Source organism: Planotetraspora mira, from assembly GCF_016863275.1.
GTDB classification, from domain to species: domain Bacteria; phylum Actinomycetota; class Actinomycetes; order Streptosporangiales; family Streptosporangiaceae; genus Planotetraspora; species Planotetraspora mira.
On the sequence record NZ_BOOO01000009.1, the window covers coordinates 244,024 to 265,325 of the forward strand.

The 21,302-nt window shown below is 68.8% G+C and carries 21 protein-coding genes; 10 read left to right on the forward strand and 11 right to left on the reverse strand.

The window, feature by feature from the left end:
- Positions 1-45: 45 nt before the first annotated feature.
- The gene (locus Pmi06nite_RS09840; RefSeq protein WP_203952586.1) at positions 46-873 is read left to right on the forward strand and encodes a M50 family metallopeptidase; all 828 of its coding nucleotides are present in this window, start codon (positions 46-48) and stop codon (positions 871-873) included.
- 138 nt (positions 874-1,011) lie between these two features.
- Here the strand turns inward: Pmi06nite_RS09840 and Pmi06nite_RS09845 are convergent, their stop codons facing one another.
- The 10 genes from Pmi06nite_RS09845 to Pmi06nite_RS09890 all read right to left on the reverse strand — a co-directional run bounded on the left by Pmi06nite_RS09845 (position 1,012) and on the right by Pmi06nite_RS09890 (position 11,691).
- Complete coding sequence (locus Pmi06nite_RS09845) at positions 1,012-1,173, reverse strand: nucleotidyltransferase family protein (protein WP_203952587.1); 162 nt, start codon at positions 1,171-1,173, stop codon at positions 1,012-1,014.
- Positions 1,174-1,200: 27 nt separating this feature from the next.
- A complete protein-coding gene (locus tag Pmi06nite_RS09850; protein ID WP_203952588.1) occupies positions 1,201-2,280 on the reverse strand; it encodes a sialidase family protein in 1,080 nt (359 codons plus the stop codon).
- A gap of 317 nt (positions 2,281-2,597) precedes the next feature.
- A complete protein-coding gene (locus tag Pmi06nite_RS09855; RefSeq protein ID WP_203952589.1) occupies positions 2,598-3,824 on the reverse strand; it encodes a cytochrome P450 in 1,227 nt (408 codons plus the stop codon).
- 44 nt (positions 3,825-3,868) lie between these two features.
- Complete coding sequence (locus Pmi06nite_RS09860; protein WP_203952590.1) at positions 3,869-5,524, reverse strand: FAD-dependent oxidoreductase; 1,656 nt, start codon at positions 5,522-5,524, stop codon at positions 3,869-3,871.
- A 134-nt stretch (positions 5,525-5,658) separates the two neighbouring features.
- On the reverse strand, positions 5,659-6,432 hold the full coding sequence (locus Pmi06nite_RS09865) for a class I SAM-dependent methyltransferase (protein WP_308442487.1): 774 nt from the start codon (positions 6,430-6,432) through the stop codon (positions 5,659-5,661).
- 76 nt (positions 6,433-6,508) lie between these two features.
- The gene (locus Pmi06nite_RS09870) at positions 6,509-7,099 is read right to left on the reverse strand and encodes a GTP-binding protein (RefSeq protein WP_203952592.1); all 591 of its coding nucleotides are present in this window, start codon (positions 7,097-7,099) and stop codon (positions 6,509-6,511) included.
- A complete protein-coding gene (locus Pmi06nite_RS09875) occupies positions 7,080-7,430 on the reverse strand; it encodes a DUF742 domain-containing protein (protein WP_203952593.1) in 351 nt (116 codons plus the stop codon). Before Pmi06nite_RS09875 ends, Pmi06nite_RS09870 begins: the two co-directional genes overlap by 20 nt.
- Positions 7,427-7,852 (reverse strand): roadblock/LC7 domain-containing protein, encoded by a 426-nt coding sequence (locus tag Pmi06nite_RS09880; protein ID WP_203952594.1) that lies wholly within the window; start codon positions 7,850-7,852, stop codon positions 7,427-7,429. The genes Pmi06nite_RS09875 and Pmi06nite_RS09880 overlap by 4 nt, the downstream gene beginning before the upstream one ends.
- Entirely contained in the window at positions 7,833-10,220 is a 2,388-nt protein-coding gene (locus Pmi06nite_RS09885) for a sensor histidine kinase (protein WP_203952595.1), read from the reverse strand. The genes Pmi06nite_RS09880 and Pmi06nite_RS09885 overlap by 20 nt, the downstream gene beginning before the upstream one ends.
- A 526-nt stretch (positions 10,221-10,746) precedes the next feature.
- Positions 10,747-11,691, reverse strand: coding sequence for an SDR family NAD(P)-dependent oxidoreductase (locus tag Pmi06nite_RS09890; RefSeq protein ID WP_203952596.1), 945 nt, complete (start codon positions 11,689-11,691; stop codon positions 10,747-10,749).
- A 245-nt stretch (positions 11,692-11,936) separates the two neighbouring features.
- Here Pmi06nite_RS09890 and Pmi06nite_RS09895 point away from each other — a divergent pair, with 245 nt between their 5' ends.
- Together Pmi06nite_RS09895 and Pmi06nite_RS09900 are read left to right on the forward strand one after the other, a co-directional pair.
- Positions 11,937-12,830, forward strand: coding sequence for a helix-turn-helix transcriptional regulator (locus Pmi06nite_RS09895; protein ID WP_203952597.1), 894 nt, complete (start codon positions 11,937-11,939; stop codon positions 12,828-12,830).
- A 207-nt stretch (positions 12,831-13,037) separates the two neighbouring features.
- Positions 13,038-14,345 (forward strand): YncE family protein, encoded by a 1,308-nt coding sequence (locus Pmi06nite_RS09900; protein WP_203952598.1) that lies wholly within the window; start codon positions 13,038-13,040, stop codon positions 14,343-14,345.
- 44 nt (positions 14,346-14,389) lie between these two features.
- On the opposite strand, the gene Pmi06nite_RS09905 is transcribed toward Pmi06nite_RS09900, so the two are convergent.
- Positions 14,390-14,950: a dihydrofolate reductase family protein gene (locus Pmi06nite_RS09905; protein WP_203952599.1), complete on the reverse strand. Its 561-nt coding sequence runs from the start codon at positions 14,948-14,950 to the stop codon at positions 14,390-14,392.
- A gap of 97 nt (positions 14,951-15,047) precedes the next feature.
- On the opposite strand from Pmi06nite_RS09905, the gene Pmi06nite_RS09910 reads away from it, so the two are divergent.
- From Pmi06nite_RS09910 to Pmi06nite_RS09940, 7 genes are all read left to right on the forward strand, one after another.
- Entirely contained in the window at positions 15,048-15,557 is a 510-nt protein-coding gene (locus tag Pmi06nite_RS09910; protein ID WP_203952600.1) for a winged helix-turn-helix transcriptional regulator, read from the forward strand.
- A gap of 96 nt (positions 15,558-15,653) precedes the next feature.
- On the forward strand, positions 15,654-16,235 hold the full coding sequence (locus Pmi06nite_RS09915; RefSeq protein ID WP_203952601.1) for a TetR/AcrR family transcriptional regulator: 582 nt from the start codon (positions 15,654-15,656) through the stop codon (positions 16,233-16,235).
- 123 nt (positions 16,236-16,358) lie between these two features.
- A complete protein-coding gene (locus Pmi06nite_RS09920) occupies positions 16,359-16,790 on the forward strand; it encodes a nuclear transport factor 2 family protein (protein ID WP_203952602.1) in 432 nt (143 codons plus the stop codon).
- A gap of 30 nt (positions 16,791-16,820) precedes the next feature.
- On the forward strand, positions 16,821-17,762 hold the full coding sequence (locus Pmi06nite_RS09925; RefSeq protein ID WP_203952603.1) for an NADP-dependent oxidoreductase: 942 nt from the start codon (positions 16,821-16,823) through the stop codon (positions 17,760-17,762).
- Between the two features lie 100 nt (positions 17,763-17,862).
- Positions 17,863-18,966, forward strand: coding sequence for a Gfo/Idh/MocA family protein (locus Pmi06nite_RS09930; RefSeq protein WP_203952604.1), 1,104 nt, complete (start codon positions 17,863-17,865; stop codon positions 18,964-18,966).
- A gap of 106 nt (positions 18,967-19,072) precedes the next feature.
- Positions 19,073-20,302, forward strand: coding sequence for a serine hydrolase domain-containing protein (locus tag Pmi06nite_RS09935; protein WP_203952605.1), 1,230 nt, complete (start codon positions 19,073-19,075; stop codon positions 20,300-20,302).
- 207 nt (positions 20,303-20,509) lie between these two features.
- Complete coding sequence (locus tag Pmi06nite_RS09940; protein WP_275409556.1) at positions 20,510-21,295, forward strand: helix-turn-helix transcriptional regulator; 786 nt, start codon at positions 20,510-20,512, stop codon at positions 21,293-21,295.
- Positions 21,296-21,302 lie beyond the last annotated feature (7 nt).

Here is a 21,302-nt window from a genome sequence, read left to right on the forward strand (position 1 = left end):
GTGCGACGTCGGTTCGCCCATATTGGTGTGATTTAGTCATGCACCATGTTGATCACCCCCCCTGCCACCGGCAGCCTTCGTCGCGCATGGATACCCCTTGCGCTCTCCTATGCCATCGCACAGCCCCTTGAGGTCTTCCTGCATGAGTTCTCCCATGCCGTGGCCGCGCGGGCGCTGGGGTACCAGACGACGATCGGCCAGTTCGTGGAGGACAACCCGGCGGCCGAGTCCGGGACTCACGAGGCGATCATCGCCGCGGCCGGCCCCGTCGGCAGTGTGGTGATGGGGTTGGTGTTCTTGGCGATCTACCGGCGGTCGATCCGGAGCCAGAGCTTCGGCAACCTGCTGCTGATGTGGCTGGCCATGACGGGCCTGGTCGGCGGCATCGGCTATCTGGCGGTGATGCCGATCCTCGCCGATGGCGACACGGCGGTCCTGGCCAGGATCCTGGGAATCCCCATGGTCCTGCAGATCGTCATCGCCGTCGGCTCCGTGGGGGCCCTCTACTTCCTGACGAGACCACTGAGCACGATGTACCTGGACACCCTGCCGCCGGAGACGCCCCTGGAAACGGCCTTCGACCGCGCGAGGAGCGTCACCCGGCTGTGGACACCCTTCGCGCTGGGTTTCCTCCTGCTCATCCCCGCCGCCATCGGCGGTGATCCGCTGATCGTGTTCTACGGCCTGTTCGGCGCCTGGGGACCCGGCATGGCGCTGGTCGGCTTCATGACCTTGGGCGCTCGCAGGCCGTACGAACGACCCGTCTCATCCGGGACGGGATCCACATGGCACACGCCGGCCTGGGGTTACGTTCTGTACGCGGCCGTCGTGCTCTTCTACGTTCTGGCTCTGCGCCCGGGCCTGCCCTTCTGATTCCCTCTCGACGGCGCGGCCCGACCGGCACCGGGGGCCGCGCCCAGTCGACGATCAAGCTCGTGACGACGCGATCAGTCCGGTTCTTCGGCGCACCCGTCCCGAGAGGAACTCGTCCGATCCACGAGGCACAAGCCCTCACGCTGCATAGAGAACCTCAGCGTCATTGAGAACCTGGTCGCGAATCACCCAGTGGAGGCCTTTTTTGGATACCACGTCCACCTTGCGACCGAGTAGATCTTCGAGTTCCTCCTGAAAGCCGAAGAACTCAAGCCCGCTATCGCTGCTCGCTGAGCTCACGCTCCACGATGGTGTTCAGCCCACGTCCTAGCCTGTGACCTCTGAGAGCGGGATCCGCGCAAACGTGACGGTCGTGTTGGCGTTCCAGTCACCGGTCTCGTACAGCAGCCCGATCGTTGCGTCGTTCATCTGGACCAGGTCCGAGTACGCCGCGGGGAGACCGGAAACCGGGTAGCCGATCGTCCACGTGCGGCCGTTGTCGTCACTGACGCGAATCGTCATCCCGGCACGCTCCGTCGGGTGTACCGGGCCGGAGTAGAGGAGACGTCCGTCAGTGAGAGCGATGACGCTGCCCTCCACGATGGGGCCGGCGATGGTGGCCTGTGGCCGGTACGACTTCTCCAGGGTCTGCCCGTTGGCGCTGTAGCCGTCGACCCGGCTGATCTGCAGCGATCCGTTCTGGTTGCGCGCGTTCACGTACAGGCGGCCGTCGGCGAGCTCGGTGATGGTCGACTCGTTTTCGTTGAGTTCGCCGTTCGGGTTGGAGCTTTGGGCACCGACCGACCAGGTGTGGCCGCTGTCGTCGGAGTACAGGAGGTGCCCGCCGTAGTACTTCGCCTCGGATCCCAGGTCGGTGCCGGTCGGCGGCTTGGAGTGGTTCGCGGGGATGACCAGCCGGCCGATGTTGGTGCCCTTGGCCTTGGCGACGCCGTGCCCGGGCCCGGTGGCGTACCACCGCCATCCTGCCGGCCTCACCTCGTCGGTGATCTCGACCGGCGCGGACCAGGATGCCCCGTCATCCGTTGACCGCTGGACGTAGACGCGCCGGGCGGCGGCCTTGCCTTGCATGATCTGCGCCTCGGTCGCCGCGGCGGCGTTGCGGCACGACAGCAGCACGATCTCACCCGAGGCGGGGTCGACCACCGCGGTGGGGTTGCCCGCCGTGTCGGCTCCCTGGGAGGTGACGACGCTCTGAGCACCCCAGGTCGCTCCGCCGTCGGTGGAGCGTTTGGCGACGATATCGATGTTCCCCCCGTCGGCGGCCGAGGCGTGCCGGCCTTCGGCGAGCGCGACCAGGACGCCGTTGCTGTAGACGATGGACGGAATGCGGTAGGTGTCGTACCCGCCGGCCCCGGCCTGCCAGACGACACTCGTGATGGCGGTCAATGATCTGGCGTCCCCGGTCACGGTGATGAGTGGCGCCGCAACAAGCACGGACGCGGTGAGTGATCGAGTAACTACTGTTCGCATCCGGTCAGGGAACCCCATGCTCGGCGTTCTCGTCCCGCAAACCCCACCGTCCGCCCGTGCGGGTATGCCTGCGCGCACCTCTCCACCGCATGGTTAAGTTCCTCGGGCGGTCACCGTGTCCGCATCCGTCCCAGGAAGCGATCCCTGAGCCGGTTTCCGGCACGAGGGACCGAGTGAGCGAGAAGCGGCCCCCTTGCCGGCGTCCGTGACCGCCGGACGGGGACGGTCCGTTCTCAGCCCGGGGCGATGCCGTCGAACTCGACGAGGAGATGACGGGGACCGCGCAGGAACGGGTGCTGCCGGTAGGGAGGCGGATCGGCGACGAGCCGCGGATTGACCAGCCGGCGAGCGAGCGCGGTCAACGCGAGTTGCGTCTCCAGCCGGGCCAGGGGGGCGCCGAAGCAGTAGTGGATGCCGCCGCCGAAGCCGAGATGCTGGTTGTCCTTCCGCTCGGGATCGAAGTGGTCCGGGTCGTCGAAACGGTTGGGGTCGCGGCTGCCCGCGGCCAGAACCAGAGTGACCACGGCGCCCCTGGGAATCGTGGTCCCGGCGATGTCGATGTCGGCCAGCACGTTCCTTCCCGTGCCCAGCGCCTGAACCGGCGGGTCGTAGCGCAGGAGCTCTTCGACCAGGCCGGCGGCCAGACCGGGCTCGCCGCGCAGCCGCTCCAGCAGATGGGGGTGGCGCAGCAGCAGGAGGACACCGTTGGAGATGAGGTTGACGGTGGTCTCGTGACCGGCGACGAGCAGGAGTGCGGCCGTGCTCAGCAGGTCGCCCGGCGGCATCTCCTCGTCCGTGGCGAGGTCGGAGAGCAGGTCGTCTCCCGGATTGCGGCGATGGACGTCCACCAGTCCCTGCAGATAGCGGCTCAGCTCGGCCGTCGCGGCCACCCGCCGTCGACGCCGCTCGTCCATCGGGCCGGTCGTCTGGTCGTTGGCCTCGATGATCGTCCGGGACCACCGATGGAATTGCCTGTCGTCTTCGCGCGGAACCCCCAGCAGCTCGCAGATCACGGTGACGGGAAGGGGGTAGGCGAAGTTGTTGACGATGTCGGCCTGAGTCCGGCCGGCGAACCCGTCGATCAGCCCGGTGATGATCTCGGTCATCCTCGGCGCCATGCCGGTGATCCGGCCGGGAGCGTCGGGAGGCCCGAAATGCCGCATGGCGACCGATCTGAGCCTGTCGTGGTCGGGCGGGTTGAGCCGGATGAAGGCCGACGGCAGTTCCGGGGTCTCCTCACCCGGTGACGGGCCCACCATCGTCGGCTCCGGAGTGTCCCGTGGGTCGGAGCTCACGCGGGGGTCGTGCAGCAGCGCGACGATCTCCCGATAGGTGCTGACCACGTAGCTGCCGTCCGGTTGTCGTTCCACCGGGGTCTTGCGGAGCTCCGCGAACAGGGGATACGGGTCGGCGCGGTTGGAGTAGTCGAGGATCTGTTCAAAGACGGTGCCGTCCTCCATGACCTCATCTCCTTGACGTGCGCGCTCCTCGGCGGCTCCCGCGGTCAGTGATTCCGGTGGACGAGGGTGGCGCGCCGCTCGTCCGGGTTGTGGCCGGTCACCACGACCGTGGCCCCCTGGAAGGCGGAGACCCGGTCCGGGGCCTCCGCCGGGACGACCCGCATCTCTTCCGGCCCGCCGACCATGCCGAAGGCGGGCGGGAACGGCGCGGCCTGCTCGATCAGGTCCTGGTAGAACTCCAGCCACATCGCCTGATCGAAGGCGACCGCGGCGGTGATGCGGCCGCGGTAGCCGTACGCGGCGACGAAACGCCGGTCCGCGACGGAACCCTGCGTGATGGCGACCTGGTCGGCGAAGGTCGGCACACCGACGGACTTGATGTTGGTGCCGAACTGGGCGGACCAGAAGACGGGCAGGGACAGGTGGGGCCAGCGCTCCGCCGCAGGACTGATCATGTTGTGCGCCGCCACCTGCGCCTGATTGACCGCGTTCCCCCAGTGTTCGAGTGCCAGGAACTGGTAGCCGTACACGGGATGGGGGAAACGTGCCACGTCACCGGCCACGAAGATGTCGTCGGACACCACCCCGTTGACGTCGAAGGCACGGCATCCCGCGTCGCAGGAGACCCCCCACACTCCGGCGGCGAGACCCGAACCCTCCAGCCACTCGACGTTGCGTTCCGCGCCGAGCGCGGCCACCGCGACCTGGACGTCGACCACGCTGCCATCGGACAGGTGCGCGCAGCGGAGCCGTCCGTCGCCGTCGCCTTCGAGCGCGGTGACCGTGAGGCCGCAGCGCAGATCGACGCCGTGCTCGCGCTGCATCTCGGCCGCGATGCCACCGATCACCCCGCCCAGCGCCCCGACGAGCGGCGCGGATCCGCGCTCGACGACGGTGACCCGCAGGCCGAGGTCCCGGCAGGCGGAAGCGATCTCCGACCCGGTGAAACCGGCGCCGATCACCAGCACCCGGCCCGGTCCGGCCGCCAGTCGCTCGTGCAGGCGGGCCGCGTCCTCACGGGTGCGCAACACGAACACCCCGTCCAAAGCGCCCTCCGCCGCGTTCGGCCAGGGCCGGGCTCGCGCCCCCGTGGCGATCAGCAGACGGTCGAAACCGACATGCCCGCCGTCGGACAGGTGCACCTGTTTGGCGGCCAGGTCCAGCCCGGTCGCGGGTTTGCCTCGCAACCATTCCGCGTCGAGATCACCGCGGCGGGGCAACATGGTGTGACCTGCGGTGATCTGCCCGCTCAGGACCTGTTTCGACAACGGCGGCCGATCGTAGGGCTCGCACGGCTCGTCCCCGATCAAGGTCAGCGACCCGTCGTACCCTTCCCTGCGCAGGGTGGCCGCGGCCCGCAGGCCGGCGAGCGAGGCGCCGACGATGACGACGCGACGGACCCGCTCGGACGACTTCGGGCCGCGGATCCGACCGGCCCGAGCCGGAGCGCCGTCCTCGGGGGTTCCACCGGCCCGCGCGGCGTCGGCCGTCTTCGGGCGCCCCAGCGTTCCCATCTGGTCGACCACTATGGCCTGGACCGGGCAGGCCGCGACCGCCCGCAGGACCTGCTCACGCTCCTCGTCGTCCGCGTGCAGTTCGTACATCAGTGCTTCCGCGCGGCTCATCCTGAAGACGCCGGGTGCGAGGAAGGCGCACTGCCCGTATCCCTGGCAACGCGTGAGATCGACGACGACTCTCATGCTGGACCGTCCCCTCCAGAGGGGCGACCGGGCGGCGGCCCGGCCGCGCACCCCGCGGACGGACGTTGCAGATGACCCGTCAGGGGCGCCGGAATCGTGCCTGAATGCCTAGTTCGAGGCTAGCAACCCGCCGCTCACGACCCGGAGGGGGAGGCGCGGCGGGCCAGCAGGACATGGGTCTCGCCATGTGACCGTACGATCCCGCCGAGGTTCTCGATCGCGGCGTGCAGCGCACGCTGAAGCACAGTGAGCCGTTCGGGCCCGAGGCGCTGGTGATCGCTGTACGTCGCCACCAGCCCCACCCACTCATCGGCGCTGAACGTGTCCTCCCAGCGGTAATTCCTCGTCTCGACCGAGGAGAACGCGTCGCTCTCCGTGAACGGGTCCACCGGGGGGCTCTTCACGGCGTTGCGCCCGTGCACCTGCGCATCCGGCGCGTACTGGCGGTAGACCGCGTCGAACGCGGTGAGCACGGGCTCTTCCAACAGGTGGTAGCTCCAGAACCGCGCGATCACGCCGCCCGGTCGCAGCACCTTGGCGGCCTTGGAGACGCCCAGCGCGGGATCGATCCAGTGCCACGCGCTCCCACACGTGATCAGGTCGAATCGCCGTCCGGCGTCGTCCCAGGTCTCGAATGGTGCGATCTCCACCGGAATGCCGTGGCCACGTGCCACGTCCGCCATCCGCTCATCCATTTCGACGCCCAGCACGGACAGACCATGCTTCGCGAGGGGAACGGCCACCTTGCCGGTGCCACAGGCGACGTCGAGCACCTGTTCCGGTCGTAACGCCACGAAGTCCTCGATCAAGGCATCAGGGCATACCGGACGATAGCGGTCATACTGCTCTGCCACGGAGCCGAAGGACCCGGCCCGCCGACGATCAAGATGAAGCTCTTCCGAGGCCACGCAGCGATGATAGGCATCCCCTGGTGGGCGACCCCACGGCGGGATCGGACAAATCGCCGATGGCGGCTCGCCGTCCTCAGTCTTGGGACACGCCCTCCACCGCGTACGTGATCAGCGTGGTCAGCACGTCCTTGACCGACTCACGGTCGCGTACGTCACAGAGCACGATGGGGGCGACCCCTCCCAGCCCCAGCGCTCGCCGTACCTTGTCGGGGTCGTGGCGCCTGGCTCCGTCGAAGCAGTTGACGGCGACCACGAAGGGGATGCCGCGCTGCTCGAAGTAGTCCACGGCGGGGAAGCACTCCTGCAGGCGGCGGGTGTCGGCCAGCACGACGGCCCCGAGTGCGCCGACGGCCAGTTCGTCCCACATGAACCAGAACCGGTCCTGGCCGGGCGTGCCGAACAGGTAGAGCCACAGGCCTTCGCGGATGGTGATGCGTCCGAAGTCCAGCGCGACGGTCGTGGTGATCTTGGACTCCACGCCGGAGATGTCGTCGACGCCGACGCCTCGTTCGCTGAGCAATTCCTCGGTGTGCAGCGGCCGGATCTCACTGATCGTGCCGACCATGGTCGTCTTGCCGACTCCGAACCCGCCGGCGATGAGAATCTTGATGGCCAGCGCCGAGGCGGCCTCGGTCGTGTCCGGCTCAGAGGCTGCGTAGCCCATGCAGCACTTCCCTGTAGATGCGTTCGTCGATCGTCTGCGCCGCCGGCCGCGGCCGGTCGATGGTCACGAGGCCCTCGCGCCGCAGATCGCCGAGGATCACGCGGGTGATGTTGAGCGGCAGCTTCAGGTGCGCCGCGACGTCCGCCACAGGCGTGGGCATGCGGCACAACGTCAGGACGGCGAGATGCTCGGGGATGAGCTCCGCCGGCTGGACCGGCGTGCTGACGGTCGTGACGATGGCCACCAGGTCGAAGGTCTCTCCCACCGGGCGCGCGCGGCCCCCGGTCAGCCCGAAGAGCCTGACCAGCGGCCCGGGGTCCTCTCCCGTCACGACCCCCCGCCGTTCCAGGCGGGCGCCGGAGCCGCCCCCCTCGGCTGTGCGGACAGGTGCTCGCCGACGCGCTTGACCAAGAGCGCCATCTCGTAGGTGACCATGCCGAGCTCGGCGTCACCGGCGGCCAGTACGGCCAGGCGGGCGCCCTGCCCCGCGGCGGTGACGAACAGGAAGCCGCCCTCAAGCTCGATGATGGTCTGCCGGACGCCGCCGAGGCCGAAATGCCGGCCGGCGCCCTGCGCGAGGCTGTGGCTGCCGGCGGAGATCGCGGACAGGTGCTCGGTGTCCTCGCGGGTCAGCTCCTTGGAGCCGCCCATGGCCAGCCCGTCTGCGGACAGCACGATGGCATGCCGGATGTCGGGGATGCGCTGAGTCAGATCGTCGAGCAGCCAGTTCAGTTCAGTTCTGGGGTCGGGCATCGGAGTGGCCGTCCTTTCTGTTCCACGCGTCCTGTCCTTGCTCTGCCTGGCCGCGGCCCTGCTGCCAGCCGCGTTGCATGGTCGACATGAGCCGGGCGAGCTCCTCGGGAGATCGCGCAGAGACATCATCCTGCTCCGTCGACCGTGCACCGCGGAGCTGGGGGGCCAGGCTGGCCTGCGGTATCCGCATCGGCAGCCCGTCGAGGTCGTCGTCGCCGCCCGGCTCGGGGACCGTCCACTGCGCGGGTGCGGGAGAGACGACGGGTACGGGAGAAGGCGCCGGCGCCGGGTTCTGAACGGGCTCGGCCGAGAACCATCCCGACGCGGGCTCTGAAGTAGGTGCCGTCATCTGCCCCCCTGCGACAGAGGTCGTCTCCCTGGACCGAGCCTCCGGCGTCGCGCTCAGCGCGCGCAGGGGCCTGCCCAGACGTGCGTGCCCGGCCGGGGCCATCTGGTGCGACACGATCTCGGTGGCAGGCGCCTCCGCCGTGGCGAGCAGGCTCGACGGCAGCAGCACGATCGCGGTGGTGCCGTCGTACGGCGAGGGCCGTAGCACGATCTTGATGTTGTGCCGGGCCGCGAGCCTCGCCACGACGAACAGCCCGAGCCTGTCGCTGTCGGCCAGGTCGAACTCCGGCGGGTCGGTGAGCCTCGCGTTGAGATCCTCGAGGGTGGCCCGGCTCAGCCCGAGACCCCGGTCCTCGACCTCCAGGGCGAAGCCGTTGGCCGCCACGCTGCTGCGGACATGGACGGTGGTGTCGGGCGGCGAGAACACGGCGGCGTTCTCCACCAGTTCAGCGATCAGATGGATCACGTCGGTGACCGCCGCCCCCACGAGCAGCGGGGCCTGCGGCATGGGGGCCACGACGACACGGGTGTAGTCCTCGACCTCGAGCACGGCGCCGCGCACCACGTCGAGAAGCGGCACGGGGTCGCGCCACCTGCGTGCGGGGGCGGAGTCGGACAAGATGATCAGGTTCTCCGCGTGCCGCCGCATGCGGGTGGTCAGGTGGTCGAGCTTGAAGAGACCCTCCAGGGTCTCCGGCTCCTCGACCCGGCGCTCCATCGTGTCCAGCAGGTTGAGTTGGCGGTGCAGCAGCGCCTGGTTGCGTCTGGCGAGGTTGAGGAACACCTGGCCGACGCCCTTGCGGAGGGTCGCCTGGCCCACCGCCGCCTCCACGGCGGTCCGCTGCACCGCGGAGAACGCGTGCACGACCCGGTCGACCTCGGCGGTGCCCGCGGAGGCCAGGTCGGGGGCCTCCGTCGCGGGGTCCACGTCGTCACCCCTGCGCAGACGCTCGACCAGCCGCGGCAGCCGCTGCTCGGCAAGCTCCACAGCCGACGACTGAAGCCGCTTCAGCTCCGAGATCATGGACCGGCCGAAGCGGTAGGACAGTGCCAACGACAGGATGACCGCCATCAGGCCGAGGAGGAGGATCAGCCCGATCCGCCAGTGCGCCCCGACCTTCTGCGCCTCTCCCTCGGCCGCGGCGCGCTCCAGTTCCTGCTGGGTGTCGCGGTTGATCGCGTTGAGGATGGTGGCGGTGTCGCTGTTCCATTCGGCCGGGTCCACCGGGGGCGCGCCGTCGGTGTCCCAGACGAAGAGCCTGTCCTCCACCTCCACGAGCCGCATGTAGGCGTTGCTGTTCACGAGATTCTCGTAGTGCGCCCGCAGTTCGGGACTCATGTCGCGGCCGGCGTTGGTGAACAGGAGCCTGCGGCTGGTCATCGCGGCCACGAACGTGGCGCGATCGGTGGGGGTCATGTCGCGATGCACGATCGTGCTGGTCAGCACGGCGTGCTCCCTGCCCAGGTATTCGGCGGTGGCGCTGTAGGCGGACATGCCGCGCACCGCGCGGTAGGACGACACGTCGCTCAACGCGTCCTGATCGCTGAACGCCTGGTTGGCGGTGGTGATCAGGCTGTTGTACCCCTCGATGACCTTGAGTGGAGTGGTGAGCCTGCCGTTGTCGGCGGAGTCGCGAAGGTACTGCACCCCGTCCACCGCCGCCACCAGGGCACGCACCGCCGCGGGGGTCTCCGTCTCCCCTCCCTCGGGGGCGATCGACTCGATCACCTGACGCAGGCGCTCCACCCGGCTGTCGGTCACCCGCCGCTGGTCCGCGAGCGCCACGTCGGCGGCGGTGCCGTCCTTCGCCTCCGCGGAGAGTTGGCGCTCCCGCTGGAGCTCCACGACCAACTGCAACACCGGCGACCCGATGCTCTCCCAGCGATTCTGCGTCCGGGAGACGTCAACGATCTCCTGGACGCTCGAGTAGGCGATGAAACCCCACAGGGCGATCATGGAAATCAGCGGAAGCAGCAGGATTCTGAGGAGCTTCGAGCGGATCGGGGGAGGCGAGCTCATCCATCATGTCCAATTCCGCGCGTGCTGCGCCGTAGCGGCCGTGATCTGTTTCCGCCCCCGAGGATGCGTGCCACGGCTGATACGCCTGTGGTTGGTCCACTATGCCCATGGCACAGAAGGACTTCAAGCAACAGATGCGAAGAACGGACACGAATCCGATTGGCATTGATGGTGACGAACCACCACATCACATCCGGCCGCTACGGTGTGCCGCCGGAAAGGTCACAACACGGACGGTTCGGATGTGATGGACGTGCTGGTCAAACACATATCCCTGCCGTCAGGCACACTCGCGACAGCGGTGGGCGGCTCCCCGGAGGGCACGTTCCGTGACTTCGCGTGTGCGGCGAAAAGCAGGGAAGATCAAATTAATGACCCTCGGGTCGCTATCGGAGCGGAGCCGGACGCTCACTCCCTAAGCGACCCGAGGCATCGACCCCTTGTCTTAATTGTGTGGAATATAGAAGGAAATTCTGTCGGACTCGGCGAGGAATGGCGAGTTATCGACTGAAGCCGTAATTTCGAGTCAGCCGCGTGATGACGGGGCGAGCATGTCGAGGGACACCTGCCACAGTCGCGCCGCCGCCTCGGGGTCGAGGGCGTGCGGGGCGACGCCCCGGTGCTCACCGGGTACAGGAGGCTGCGCCTCGTTGCAGTCCTCGAAGTACCGGCCGCCCACGCCTTCGAGCGGCGGCCAGGTCGCGAGCAGCGCGGACGTGGCGGCGCCCTGCTGGGGCGTCTTGAACACATAGCCGGCGGCCTTCGATTGTTCGAGTGCCTCCTGGCTCATGTGCCGCGTCAGATTCGTCAGGATGGCCCCCGGGTGCGCGGCGTTGACCGTGATGCCGTCCGCGGCCCACCTCTTGTTCGCCTCGACCGCGAAGAGGGCGTTGGCCGTCTTGGACTGGCCGTACGCGACCATGGAGTCGTAGGCGCGCCGCATGAAGTGGATGTCGTCGAAGTCCACCCCGGCCCGCAGGTGACCGACCGAGCTGAGCGACACGACACGGGCCCTCCCGGCCGCCACGAGCGCCGGGTGCAGCCCGGTGGAGAGCGCGAAGTGTCCGAGGTGGTTGGTCGCGAACTGCAGTTCCCAGCCTTCCGGCGTCCGCACCTCGGACGTCGTCATCACGCCGGCGTTGTTGACGAGGATGTGCAACGGGCCGTCCCACGCGGCGACGAAGGCCGCCACGGACGTCTGGTCGGCGAGGTCCAGCGGCGCGACCCGGATGTGCTCGTTTCCTGTGGTCGCCCTGATGTCCGCGGCGACCTCCTCACCGGTGCCGACGGAGCGCACCGCCAGGGTGACCTCCGCCCCCGCGCCCGCGAGCGCCCTGGCGGTCTCGATCCCGATGCCGGACGAGGCGCCGGTCACGATGGCACGGCGGCCGGTGAGGTCCACGCCGTCCACCACCTCGGCCGCGGTGGACTGGCCGGTGAACGGCGTGGTGATGAGTGTCGGTTCGGTCATGGGACTGCCTCTCTGTCATGCTCGGGCCCGCAGGCCGACGGCGGACGCGCCCGAATCCGGGTAGCCACTGCTCACCTGACCTCGCGAAACAGGTCCAGATGGCGTCTTGTTCAGCACACCACCGGCGCGGCCCCGCGGACTCCGCGAGGCAGGCCCGCCTCCACCCGGGGCCCGGCCTACCGGGGGTCCAGCAGACCCCCCCACGGACCTCGCCGCCCCTTCACCCCGGTCATACGCTGAATGCCATGACCGATCCCTCCTCCGGCGCCGGGGGCAACACGGAACTCCGGGAGTTCCTGCGCTCGCGCCGGGCCCGGATCACGCCCGAGGAGGCAGGGCTGCCGGCGCAGCCGGGCGCCCGCCGGGTGCCGGGCCTGCGCAGGGAGGAGGTCGCCCAGCTCGCCGGAGTGAGCGTTGACTACTACGTGCGTCTGGAGCGCGGCCGCCACGTCAACGTCTCCGAGACCGTGCTGGACGCCCTCGCCCGGGCGCTGCGCCTGAACGACACGGAACGCAGTCACCTCTTCGACGTGGCCAGGCCCACCCGCAGGCGGAGCCGCCCGATGCCGCCGCAGCGGGTGCGGCCGGGGCTGTACCGCGTGCTCGACCTCCTGAGCGACACCCCGGCGCTGATCCTCGGCCGCCGCATGGACGTCCTGGCGACCAACAGGATGGCCCGGGCCCTGTACACCGACTTCGACGCCCTCCCGCACCGGGAGCGGAACATGATCCGATTCATGTTCCTCGACGAGGCCGCCCGCACGCTGTACGTCGACTGGGAGTCGGCCGCTCGCAGCACCGTCGCCGGTCTGCACCTCTACGCGGGACGCCGGCCCGACGACGCCCGCCTCGCCGAGCTCATCGGCGAGCTCTCCCTCCACGACAAGGACTTCCGCCGCTGGTGGGCCGACCACGACGTCCACCGCCGCACCTACGGCGCCAAGGACTACCACCATCCCGTGGTCGGCGACCTCACCCTGAGCTACGAGACTTTCAGCGCCGACGGCGACCCCGATCAGGTCCTCGGGATACACACCGCGGAGCCCGGCTCCCCGTCCGAGCAGGCTCTGCGCCTGCTGGCCAGCTGGATCAGCGAGCCCGCCGCCGTACGCCTGCCGGGTCCCACCTCCACGAACTGACCGCCCGGGTCGAGGGCGGGCGCCCCACGAGCCGAGGGCGGGCGCCCCGCGGGCCGAGCGCCGGGTAGACGGCGGGCGGCGCGCCGCCTCGATCCCCCACGAGATCGCCGCCATGGGGAAAGGTTGCCGAACGCTTGTCTCAACCCATAGCCGACATGCGATTCACCGGGGCCGGGAACGAGGCCCTGAGCTGCTTGAATTCCCCCGATGAGCAGATCACGTGCAGGGAATTACATCCGTGTCGGCCGGAGGGACCGCCGCTGTGGCAGCCGGCTTCCCCGGCTTGCGGGCGTACTGATCGCCGTGATCCTCATGGCCGGCTTCTTCCCCACATCGGCCGCCCAGGCCGCGACGACCGCTCAGCGGTTCGCCTACGTCAGCGATCTCAACGCCGACTCCGTGTCCGTGATCGACACGGCGGACGAGACCGTCGTGGCGACCGTCCCCGTCGGCGACAGACCGAACGGGATCGCGGCGCTGCCCGACGGCTCGCGCGTCTACGCGATCAACTTCGACTCGGACGACGTGTCGGTGATCTCGACCGCGACGAACACCGTCATCAGGACCGTCGACGTCGGAACCCGGCCGGCCGACGCCACAGTCACCCCTGACGGCAGGTTCCTGTACGTGGCCGACTCCGGCTCCGACACCGTGACCGTGATCGACACCGCCACCGACGCGGTGGTGGACACCCTGGCCGCCGGCGACGGGCCGGCCGAGGTGGCGTTCACCCCGGACGGCCGCTACGCCTACGTGACCGACTTCCTCGCGGGGCCCGCCGGCACCGTCTCGGTGATCGACACCGCCGCCCGCACCACCCTCGCCACCATCCCCGTCGGGGCCCACCCGTCGGGGATCACGATCACCCCCGATGGCCGGTACGCCTATTCGACCAACTTCGGCACGACCACCGTGTCGGTGATCTCGACCTCTTCCAACACGGTCGTCGACACCGTGACCGTCGGTTCCGCCCCGGCGGACGCCGTGGCCGGCCCGGACGGATCGCGGGTCTACGTCGCCGACATGTTCTCCAATGCCGTGTCGGTGATCTCGACCTCTTCCAACACGGTCGTCGACACGATCCCCATCAGTGGTCCCACTCCCGTCGGCTCCGGTCCGAACGGCCTGGCGATCACTCCCGACGGCTCGCGCGTGTACGTCGCCAACACCTTCGCCGACACGACGTCGGTGATCTCGACCGCCGCCGGCACGGTCGCCGACACCGTCGACGTCGGCGGCAGGCCGACCGATGTGGACATCGCGGGGACGGCGACAGGCGGCCCGTCTGCGCCGTCTTCCGCCCCGGCCGCCCAGGAGTCGGGCGGCGTCGTCAGCCGCGAGAACGAGAACTTCACCGGGATCGTCGCCGCGACCCAAGACGCCGGGATCCGGCAGGCGGTGCGTGACATCCGCGCCTTCGTGCAGCAGGTGACGAAGCGCCATCTCGACCACCCCGCGCCCGCGAGACCCCCGAAGATCCGCCACCCTCGTCTGGCCGCGAGGACGCCTTCCTGAGGGTTTCCCGCCGGAGCCCGAGCGTTCCGCGCCGGAGGGGAAACCTACGCCCTGGTGCGGTAGTGGAGGTGGATCACGCCGTTGCCGAAACGGTGTTCGTCCAGCAGTTCCAGCTTCACGCGGACGTCGCCGGGAAGAGCCGGGTTTCCGCCTCCCACGACGATGGGCGACAGGAACAGGTGGAACTCGTCGACCAGCCCGGCCCTGATCGCCTCGGCGGCGAGACAGGGACCGCCGATGCCGAGGTCCCGCTCCGCTGACGCCTTCATCCGGCGGACCGCCTCGGCGTCGAAGGCCCGCTCGATCCGCGTTCTGGCACTCGACACCGTCTCCAGCGTCGTGGAGTAGACGATCTTGTCCTTCGACTGCCATATCGCGGCGTAGTCCAGAACGATGGGCGACTGGCCGGGGAGGGTGTGCATGGTCTCCCAGCCGGCCAGCACCTCGTACATGCGACGCCCGTAGAGGTGGGTGCCGATCGGACGTTCGAGGTCGTTGACGAAGGCGTGCACCTCCTCGTCGGGCATGGACCAGTCGAACTTGCCGTTCTCGTCCGCCACGTAACCGTCGAGCGACGTGATCGCCGCGTAGATCAGCTTGGCCATGATGGCCTCCCTTGACGCCGACTGCTTGCATTTTGCCACCAGTCGGAGAGCATAGGTAAACTGCTCCTCTATTGCAACCAGTTCTCCGGAGGGTTCGATGACCCAGGCCCACCGCTCGGGGTGTCCCATCAACCTGTCGCTCGAGGTCTTCGGTGACAAGTGGAGCCTGCTCATCCTCCGCGACATGATCTTCGGCGGGCGGCGGCACTTCCGCGAAATATTGAACGGATCACAGGAGGGGATCGCCTCCAACATCCTCGCCAACCGGCTGAAGAGGCTGGTCGACCTGGGCATGCTCACCAAGCGGGACGACCCGACCCACAAGCAGAAGGCGATCTACAGCCTGACCGAGCCGTCGATCGAACTCGTGCCGATCATGGCCGCGCTGGGCACCTGGGGCAGCAGGTGGCTGCCGGTCACCGAGGAACTGTCGATCCGGGCGCGTGTGCTGGGGGAGGGCGGCCCCGAACTCTGGGACCGCTTCATGGCCGAGCTTCGCCAGGAGCACCTCGGCATCCCAGCCGACCCGGCACCCGACGGGAAGACGGTGCGCCAGAGTCTCCAGGACGCCTACCTCGCCGTCGTCGCGGGAAGTTGCACGGTCTGACCTCGGACCTCCTCCGTCGCCGCCGACGGCAAAGACCCCGAGCCGGCCGTACCGGAAACTTGACCGTACGTTCCAGATAGGCGTACGGTCCTTCGCATGGCACGAGTCCGGGAGTTCGACACCGAGGCCGCATTGAAGGCGGCGATGTCCGCCTTCCGCCACAAGGGGTACGAGGGGACCTCGGTGCAGGACCTGGTCGACGCCACCGGAATCGGACGCGGGTCGCTGTATGCGGCGTTCGGCAGCAAGGAGGGCCTGTATCTGGCGGTGATGGACCGCTACCGCGAGCAGTACGCCCTGCCGCTGATCGAACTGCTCGGCAGCGGGGCTCCGGCACGCGAACTGGTTCGCTCCATGCTGCTCGGCCTGGTGGACGAGATCGTGCATGACGACTGCACCCAGTCCTGTCTCATCGTCAGCGCCACGACCGAGCGGCTCCCTCATGATCCCGAGGTCGCCGGGCGCGTGCGGGACACGACCGCGTCCCTTGAGGACGCGCTGACCGAGGTGATCGGAAGAGCCCAGGCGAGCGGCGAGGTGACGAGTGCCCGCGATGCGCGGGGCCTGGCGCGGTTCCTCCTGACGACCATCCATGGGCTGCGCATCATGGGCGCGATCAACACCGACCGGCGCTATCTGATGAGCGCAGTGGAGGTGGCCCTGGGCTGCCTCGACTGAGTTTTTCACGCCCTGAATATGTAACGATCATTCAAGATTTTTAAGAGGAACGGATGGGACAGGCGGCTCCGTCGCCGTCTCACGAATCAGTGCAACGGGGGAGCGATTTTGGAGAAGGACGACATGCTTCGGCGTCTGTGGGACGTCGAGGAGGTGAAGCAACTCAAGGCGCGTTACTTCCGCTCCATCGACACCAAGGACTGGGAGGCCTGCCGCGAGCTGTTCACGGCGGACGCGCGCATCGACATCGGCGGAACCGTCAGGACACTCGACGAGTTCATATCCGTCACCCGCGCATGGCTCGGCGACGCCGTTTCCGTGCACAGCGGGTCCACACCCGAGATAGAGATCACGGGTCCCGACGTCGCCACCGGGATCTGGGGCATGCACGACTACATCACCTTTCCCGACAGCGGCGGAGCCCCGCAGGGGATGCACGGCTACGGCCACTACCACGAGCGATATCGGCGGATCGACGGCCGCTGGCGCATCCACACCGTGACGTTGACCCGCTTGCGGATCGACCTGCTTGAGGGTGGCCTTCCTGATGTGTGAGCACCAGGCCCGACACGCCGGATGCCGCTCATGAAGGCGGTGGGAGCTCTCACCTTCGGCGGTCCGGACGTGCTGCGGGTCGTCGACGTGCCGGAACCGCACGCCGGCCCGGAGGAGGTGCGCATCCGCGTGCACGCCGCGGCGGTGAATCCGGCGGACACGCTCATGCGGGCGGGCCTCACCCCACTCCCCGGCGTGCGACCGCCGTACATCCCCGGCCAGGACGCCGCGGGAGTCGTGGACGAGATCGGGGAAGGCGCAGTCACCGATCTGCGGATCGGCGACCGGGTGATGGCCATGGTCATGCCGAACGGCCCGAGCGGCGGCGCCTACGCCGAGTACGTGGTCCTGCCCGCGTCATGGGTGACCAGGGCGCCGACCGGCACGAGTCACGCCGAGGCCGCGACCCTTCCGATGAACGGACTCACCGCCCTCCTGACACTCGACCTGCTGGACCTGTCGGCTGGTCAGACTCTCGCGGTGACCGGCGCGGCAGGCGGATTCGGCGGCTACACGGTCCAACTGGCGAAGGCGGAAGGACTGCGCGTCGTGGCCGACGCCTCACCCGCGGACGAGGAACTGGTCCGGTCCCTGGGGGCGGACATCGTCGTGGCGAGGGGCGACGATGTCGGCGCCCGCATCCGCCAGGCCGTACCCGAAGGTGTGGACGGGCTGGCCGACGGCGCGCTCATCGGGGCGCCCGTGGTGGGCGCGGTGCGTGACGGCGGGGGCGTCGCCGCCCTCCGCGGCACCGGCCCCTTCGGTGCGCCTGATCGCGGCATCACCTTCCACACCGTGTACGTCCCCGACTATCGCGGCCGCCGGGACAAGCTTGATCAATTGCGGCGTCTTGCGGATGCCCATGCGGTGACCTTGCGGGTCGCCGCCACGTTCGCCGCCGAGCAGGCGCCCGAGGCCCACCGCCTTCTTGAAGCCGGCGGCACCCGGGGACGACTGGTCCTCGAGTTCTGACTCACCCGCCGGCTGCGTCTCCGGCACGTCTCCGGCACCTCACGACACACGTCACGACACCTGGCCGCACCACGGCCGGTTCCACCATTGGGGGAAGCACATGAAGAAGATCGGCGTAGGCATCATCGGGGCGAGCACCGGCGGGTGGGCGTCCATCAGTCACGTTCCCGCCCTGAAGGCGTCGCCCGACTACGAACTGCGCGCGATCAGCACCTCGCGCCGCGAGTCCGCCGAGCTCGCCGCGAGGGAATTCGGCGTACCGGCGGCGTTCGACGACCACAGGGACCTGATCGCCCATCCGGATGTCGACCTGGTCGTGGTGGCGGTGAAGGTCACCCACCATCACGCCCTGATCTCCGCGGCGCTGGAGGCCGGGAAGATGGTCTACAGCGAATGGCCCCTCGGCGTGGATCACCGTGAGGCGGCCCTCCTGACCGAGCATGCCCGGGCCGCGGGCGTGCGCACGGTGATCGGGCTGCAGGCCCGCTTCTCCCCGGTGGTCCGTTATGTGCGTGACCTGGTCGCGGAAGGCTACGTCGGGCAGGTGCTCGGCACGACGCTGATCGGGTCGGGTCTCTCCTGGGGGGAGGAGACCGACCGCGCCCACGCCTACATCTTCGACGCCGCCAACGGGGCGACGCTCCTGACCGCCGCGGGTCTGCACGCCCTCGAGGCGGTGAACTTCGCCCTGGGCGACTTCGCCTCCGTCTCGGCCAACCTCGTCAACGGCCGCAAGGAAGTACGAGTGGTCGACGAGGGGATCTCGATCCCGGTGACGACGGCCGACCAGGTGTCCGTCACGGGGACGCTGGACAACGGCGCGGCCGTCTCCGTCTTCTACCGCGGCGCGTTCTCGCGCGGCCCCAACCTGCGCTGGGAGATCAACGGCACCGATGGCGACCTCATCCTGACCGCGCCGGGCATCAACGGAAACCTGCAGGTGGCGGATTTGCAGCTGGAAGGCGGCCGGGGTGCGGAGACCGCCGTCGCCGAGATCGCCGTGCCGGCTCACTACTTCGATCCGGTCCCCCGAACCCTGTCCGGACTTTCGCAGAGCGTGGCCCAGACCTACGCGTTCCTCGCCAAGGATCTGCGTGAGGGCACCGACACCGTTCCCGGCTTCGATTACGCCCTTGAACGGCACCGGCTCGTCGACGCGATCGAGCGGGCCTCCCGGACCGGATCCGTCCAGTCGCCGGCCTGAGCCCACCTGATCCGTCACGACGGAGACAGGCCGCTCTCTCGCAGAAAACGGTTCCGATGACTAGAATCATGTTCTATTTTCCGGTCTCGGACTGCGAGGGAGCGGCATGGGCGAGCTGAGAATCACCTGCGATCCGGAGGAGGTCGGCTTCGACCGCGACCGGCTGCGCCGTATCGACGCACACTTCGCGTCCTACATCGACGACGGAAGGCTCCCCGGCTGGCTGGCGCTGGTCAGCCGGCGCGGCGAGATCGCGCACCTGTCGACGTACGGAGCACGTGACGTGGCGTCCGGGACGCCGGTCGAGACCGACACCCTCTTCCGGATCTATTCGATGTCGAAGCCGATCACGTCGGTCGCGGCCATGATGCTCTACGAGGAGGGTGCACTCGAGCTGACCGATCCGATCAGCCGGTTCATCCCCTCGTTCAGCGACATGCGGGTCTATGAGAAGGGCATGGCGGTCAAGCCGGTCACCCGGCCCGCCGCCGAACCGATACGGCTCTGGCACCTCCTCACCCACACCGCAGGCCTGGTCTACGGCTTTCAGCACGTCAGCGTCGTCGACGAGATCTACCGCAACGCCGGCTTCAACCGCGGCATGCCGCGGGACCTCGACCTCGCCGAGGTCGTGGACCGCTGGGCGGCGCTGCCTCTGCTCTTCGAGCCCGGCTCGCAGTGGAACTACTCCGTCGCGACCGACGTGCTCGGCCGGGTGGTCGAGGTGGTGTCGGGGCAGTCGCTGGACTCCTTCTTCGCCGAGCGGATCTTCGGCCCGCTGGGGATGACCGACACCGGCTTCTCCATCGACGCCGGCAGGGCCGATCGGATGGCCTCGCTCTACACCGCCGGCCCGGACGGGCGTGCGACCCTGCTCGACATGGGCGACGCCGCCCTCCACCGGCCGAAGGCGCTGTCAGGAGGCGGCGGGCTGATCTCCAGCGCCGCCGACTATCACCGGTTCACTCAGATGTTGCTCCGCGGCGGCGAACTCGACGGCGTCCGGCTGCTCAGCCCGCGCACGGTCGCCTACATGACCCGCAACCACCTTCCCGGCGGCGCCGACCTCGAGGAGTTCGGCCGGCCGGTGTTCGCCGAGGTCCCCTACGCCGGCGTCGGCTTCGGGCTCGGCTTCGCGGTGGTGCAGGACGCCGCGAAGCACAAGGCCCTGGCCTCGGAGGGCGAGTACAACTGGGGCGGCGCGGCGAGCACGACGTTCTGGGTGGACCCGGCCGAACAGGTGACGGTCGTCTTCCTCACCCAGCTCACCCCGTCGAACACCCACCCGATACGCACCCAGTTGCGGCAACTGGTCTATCAGGCGCTCGTCGACTGACGCCGGGCCCTGCGCGGCACCCCGGGGCCACATGGCCGCCGGGGTCGGTCGCCATCACCGCGATGCTCTGGATCTCCGTGGTCGCGATCCGGTGCCGCAGCGGCCGCTGATGGTGGTAGGGGCACGCCGTGAACCGACGGGCCGACCTCCGATCCTGGGTGTGACACACCCCTCGTAAGCAGGCCGGATACGCCATAACGTGACGGAGTGGAAGTACTAGCTGACTTGCTTCGCGCCCTTCGCAACACGGCCCCGATGGACACACTGATGCGGCTGCGTGGCCACCGGCAACTGCCGGGATTGCGACGCGAAGAGGTGGCCCTCATGGCAGGCATCAGTCCGGCCTACTACACCCGGCTGGAGCAGGGGCAGGAATCCCATCCGCCCGATCACGTCCTCAGTGCCCTGGCACGCGTCTACGACCTCGACACCGACTCCGCCGATCACTTGTACCGGATCGCGCACCAATCGGAGCGGAACCAGATCTCCCGGAATCTGCAGAAGACCGTGGAGAACTGGTACCACGCTCCGGTGTTCGCCGTGAACCACCAACTGGATGTGCTCGCCGCCAACCGCATGGCGCGCGTGCTGTTCAAAGGCATGGATCACACCGACAACCTGATGCGCCACGCGTTCCTCGCCCCCGGCGCTCACGAGTTCTTTCCCAACTGGGAGTGGGAAGCCCGCTCGAAGGTGGCCCACCTGCGCGCCGCCGCCGAAGCCGACGACGACGCCCCCGCCCTGCGCGACCTGGTCGACGAACTCTCCTCGGAAAGCACGGATTTCCGCCGGATGTGGTCTAACCGGGACGTTCACGCCGACGAGTACAAACACATGCACCATCGCGAGCTGGGCTCGATGAATCTCCGGCACGACACGCTGTCGGTTCAGAGCGCTCCCGGTGTGCTGCTCTTCGTCTGCCACGCCGACCCCGGCAGCTCAGCCGAGGAGGCTCTGTCCCTGCTGAGCATCCTCGCCGCCGACGAGGAGTGACTCTCGT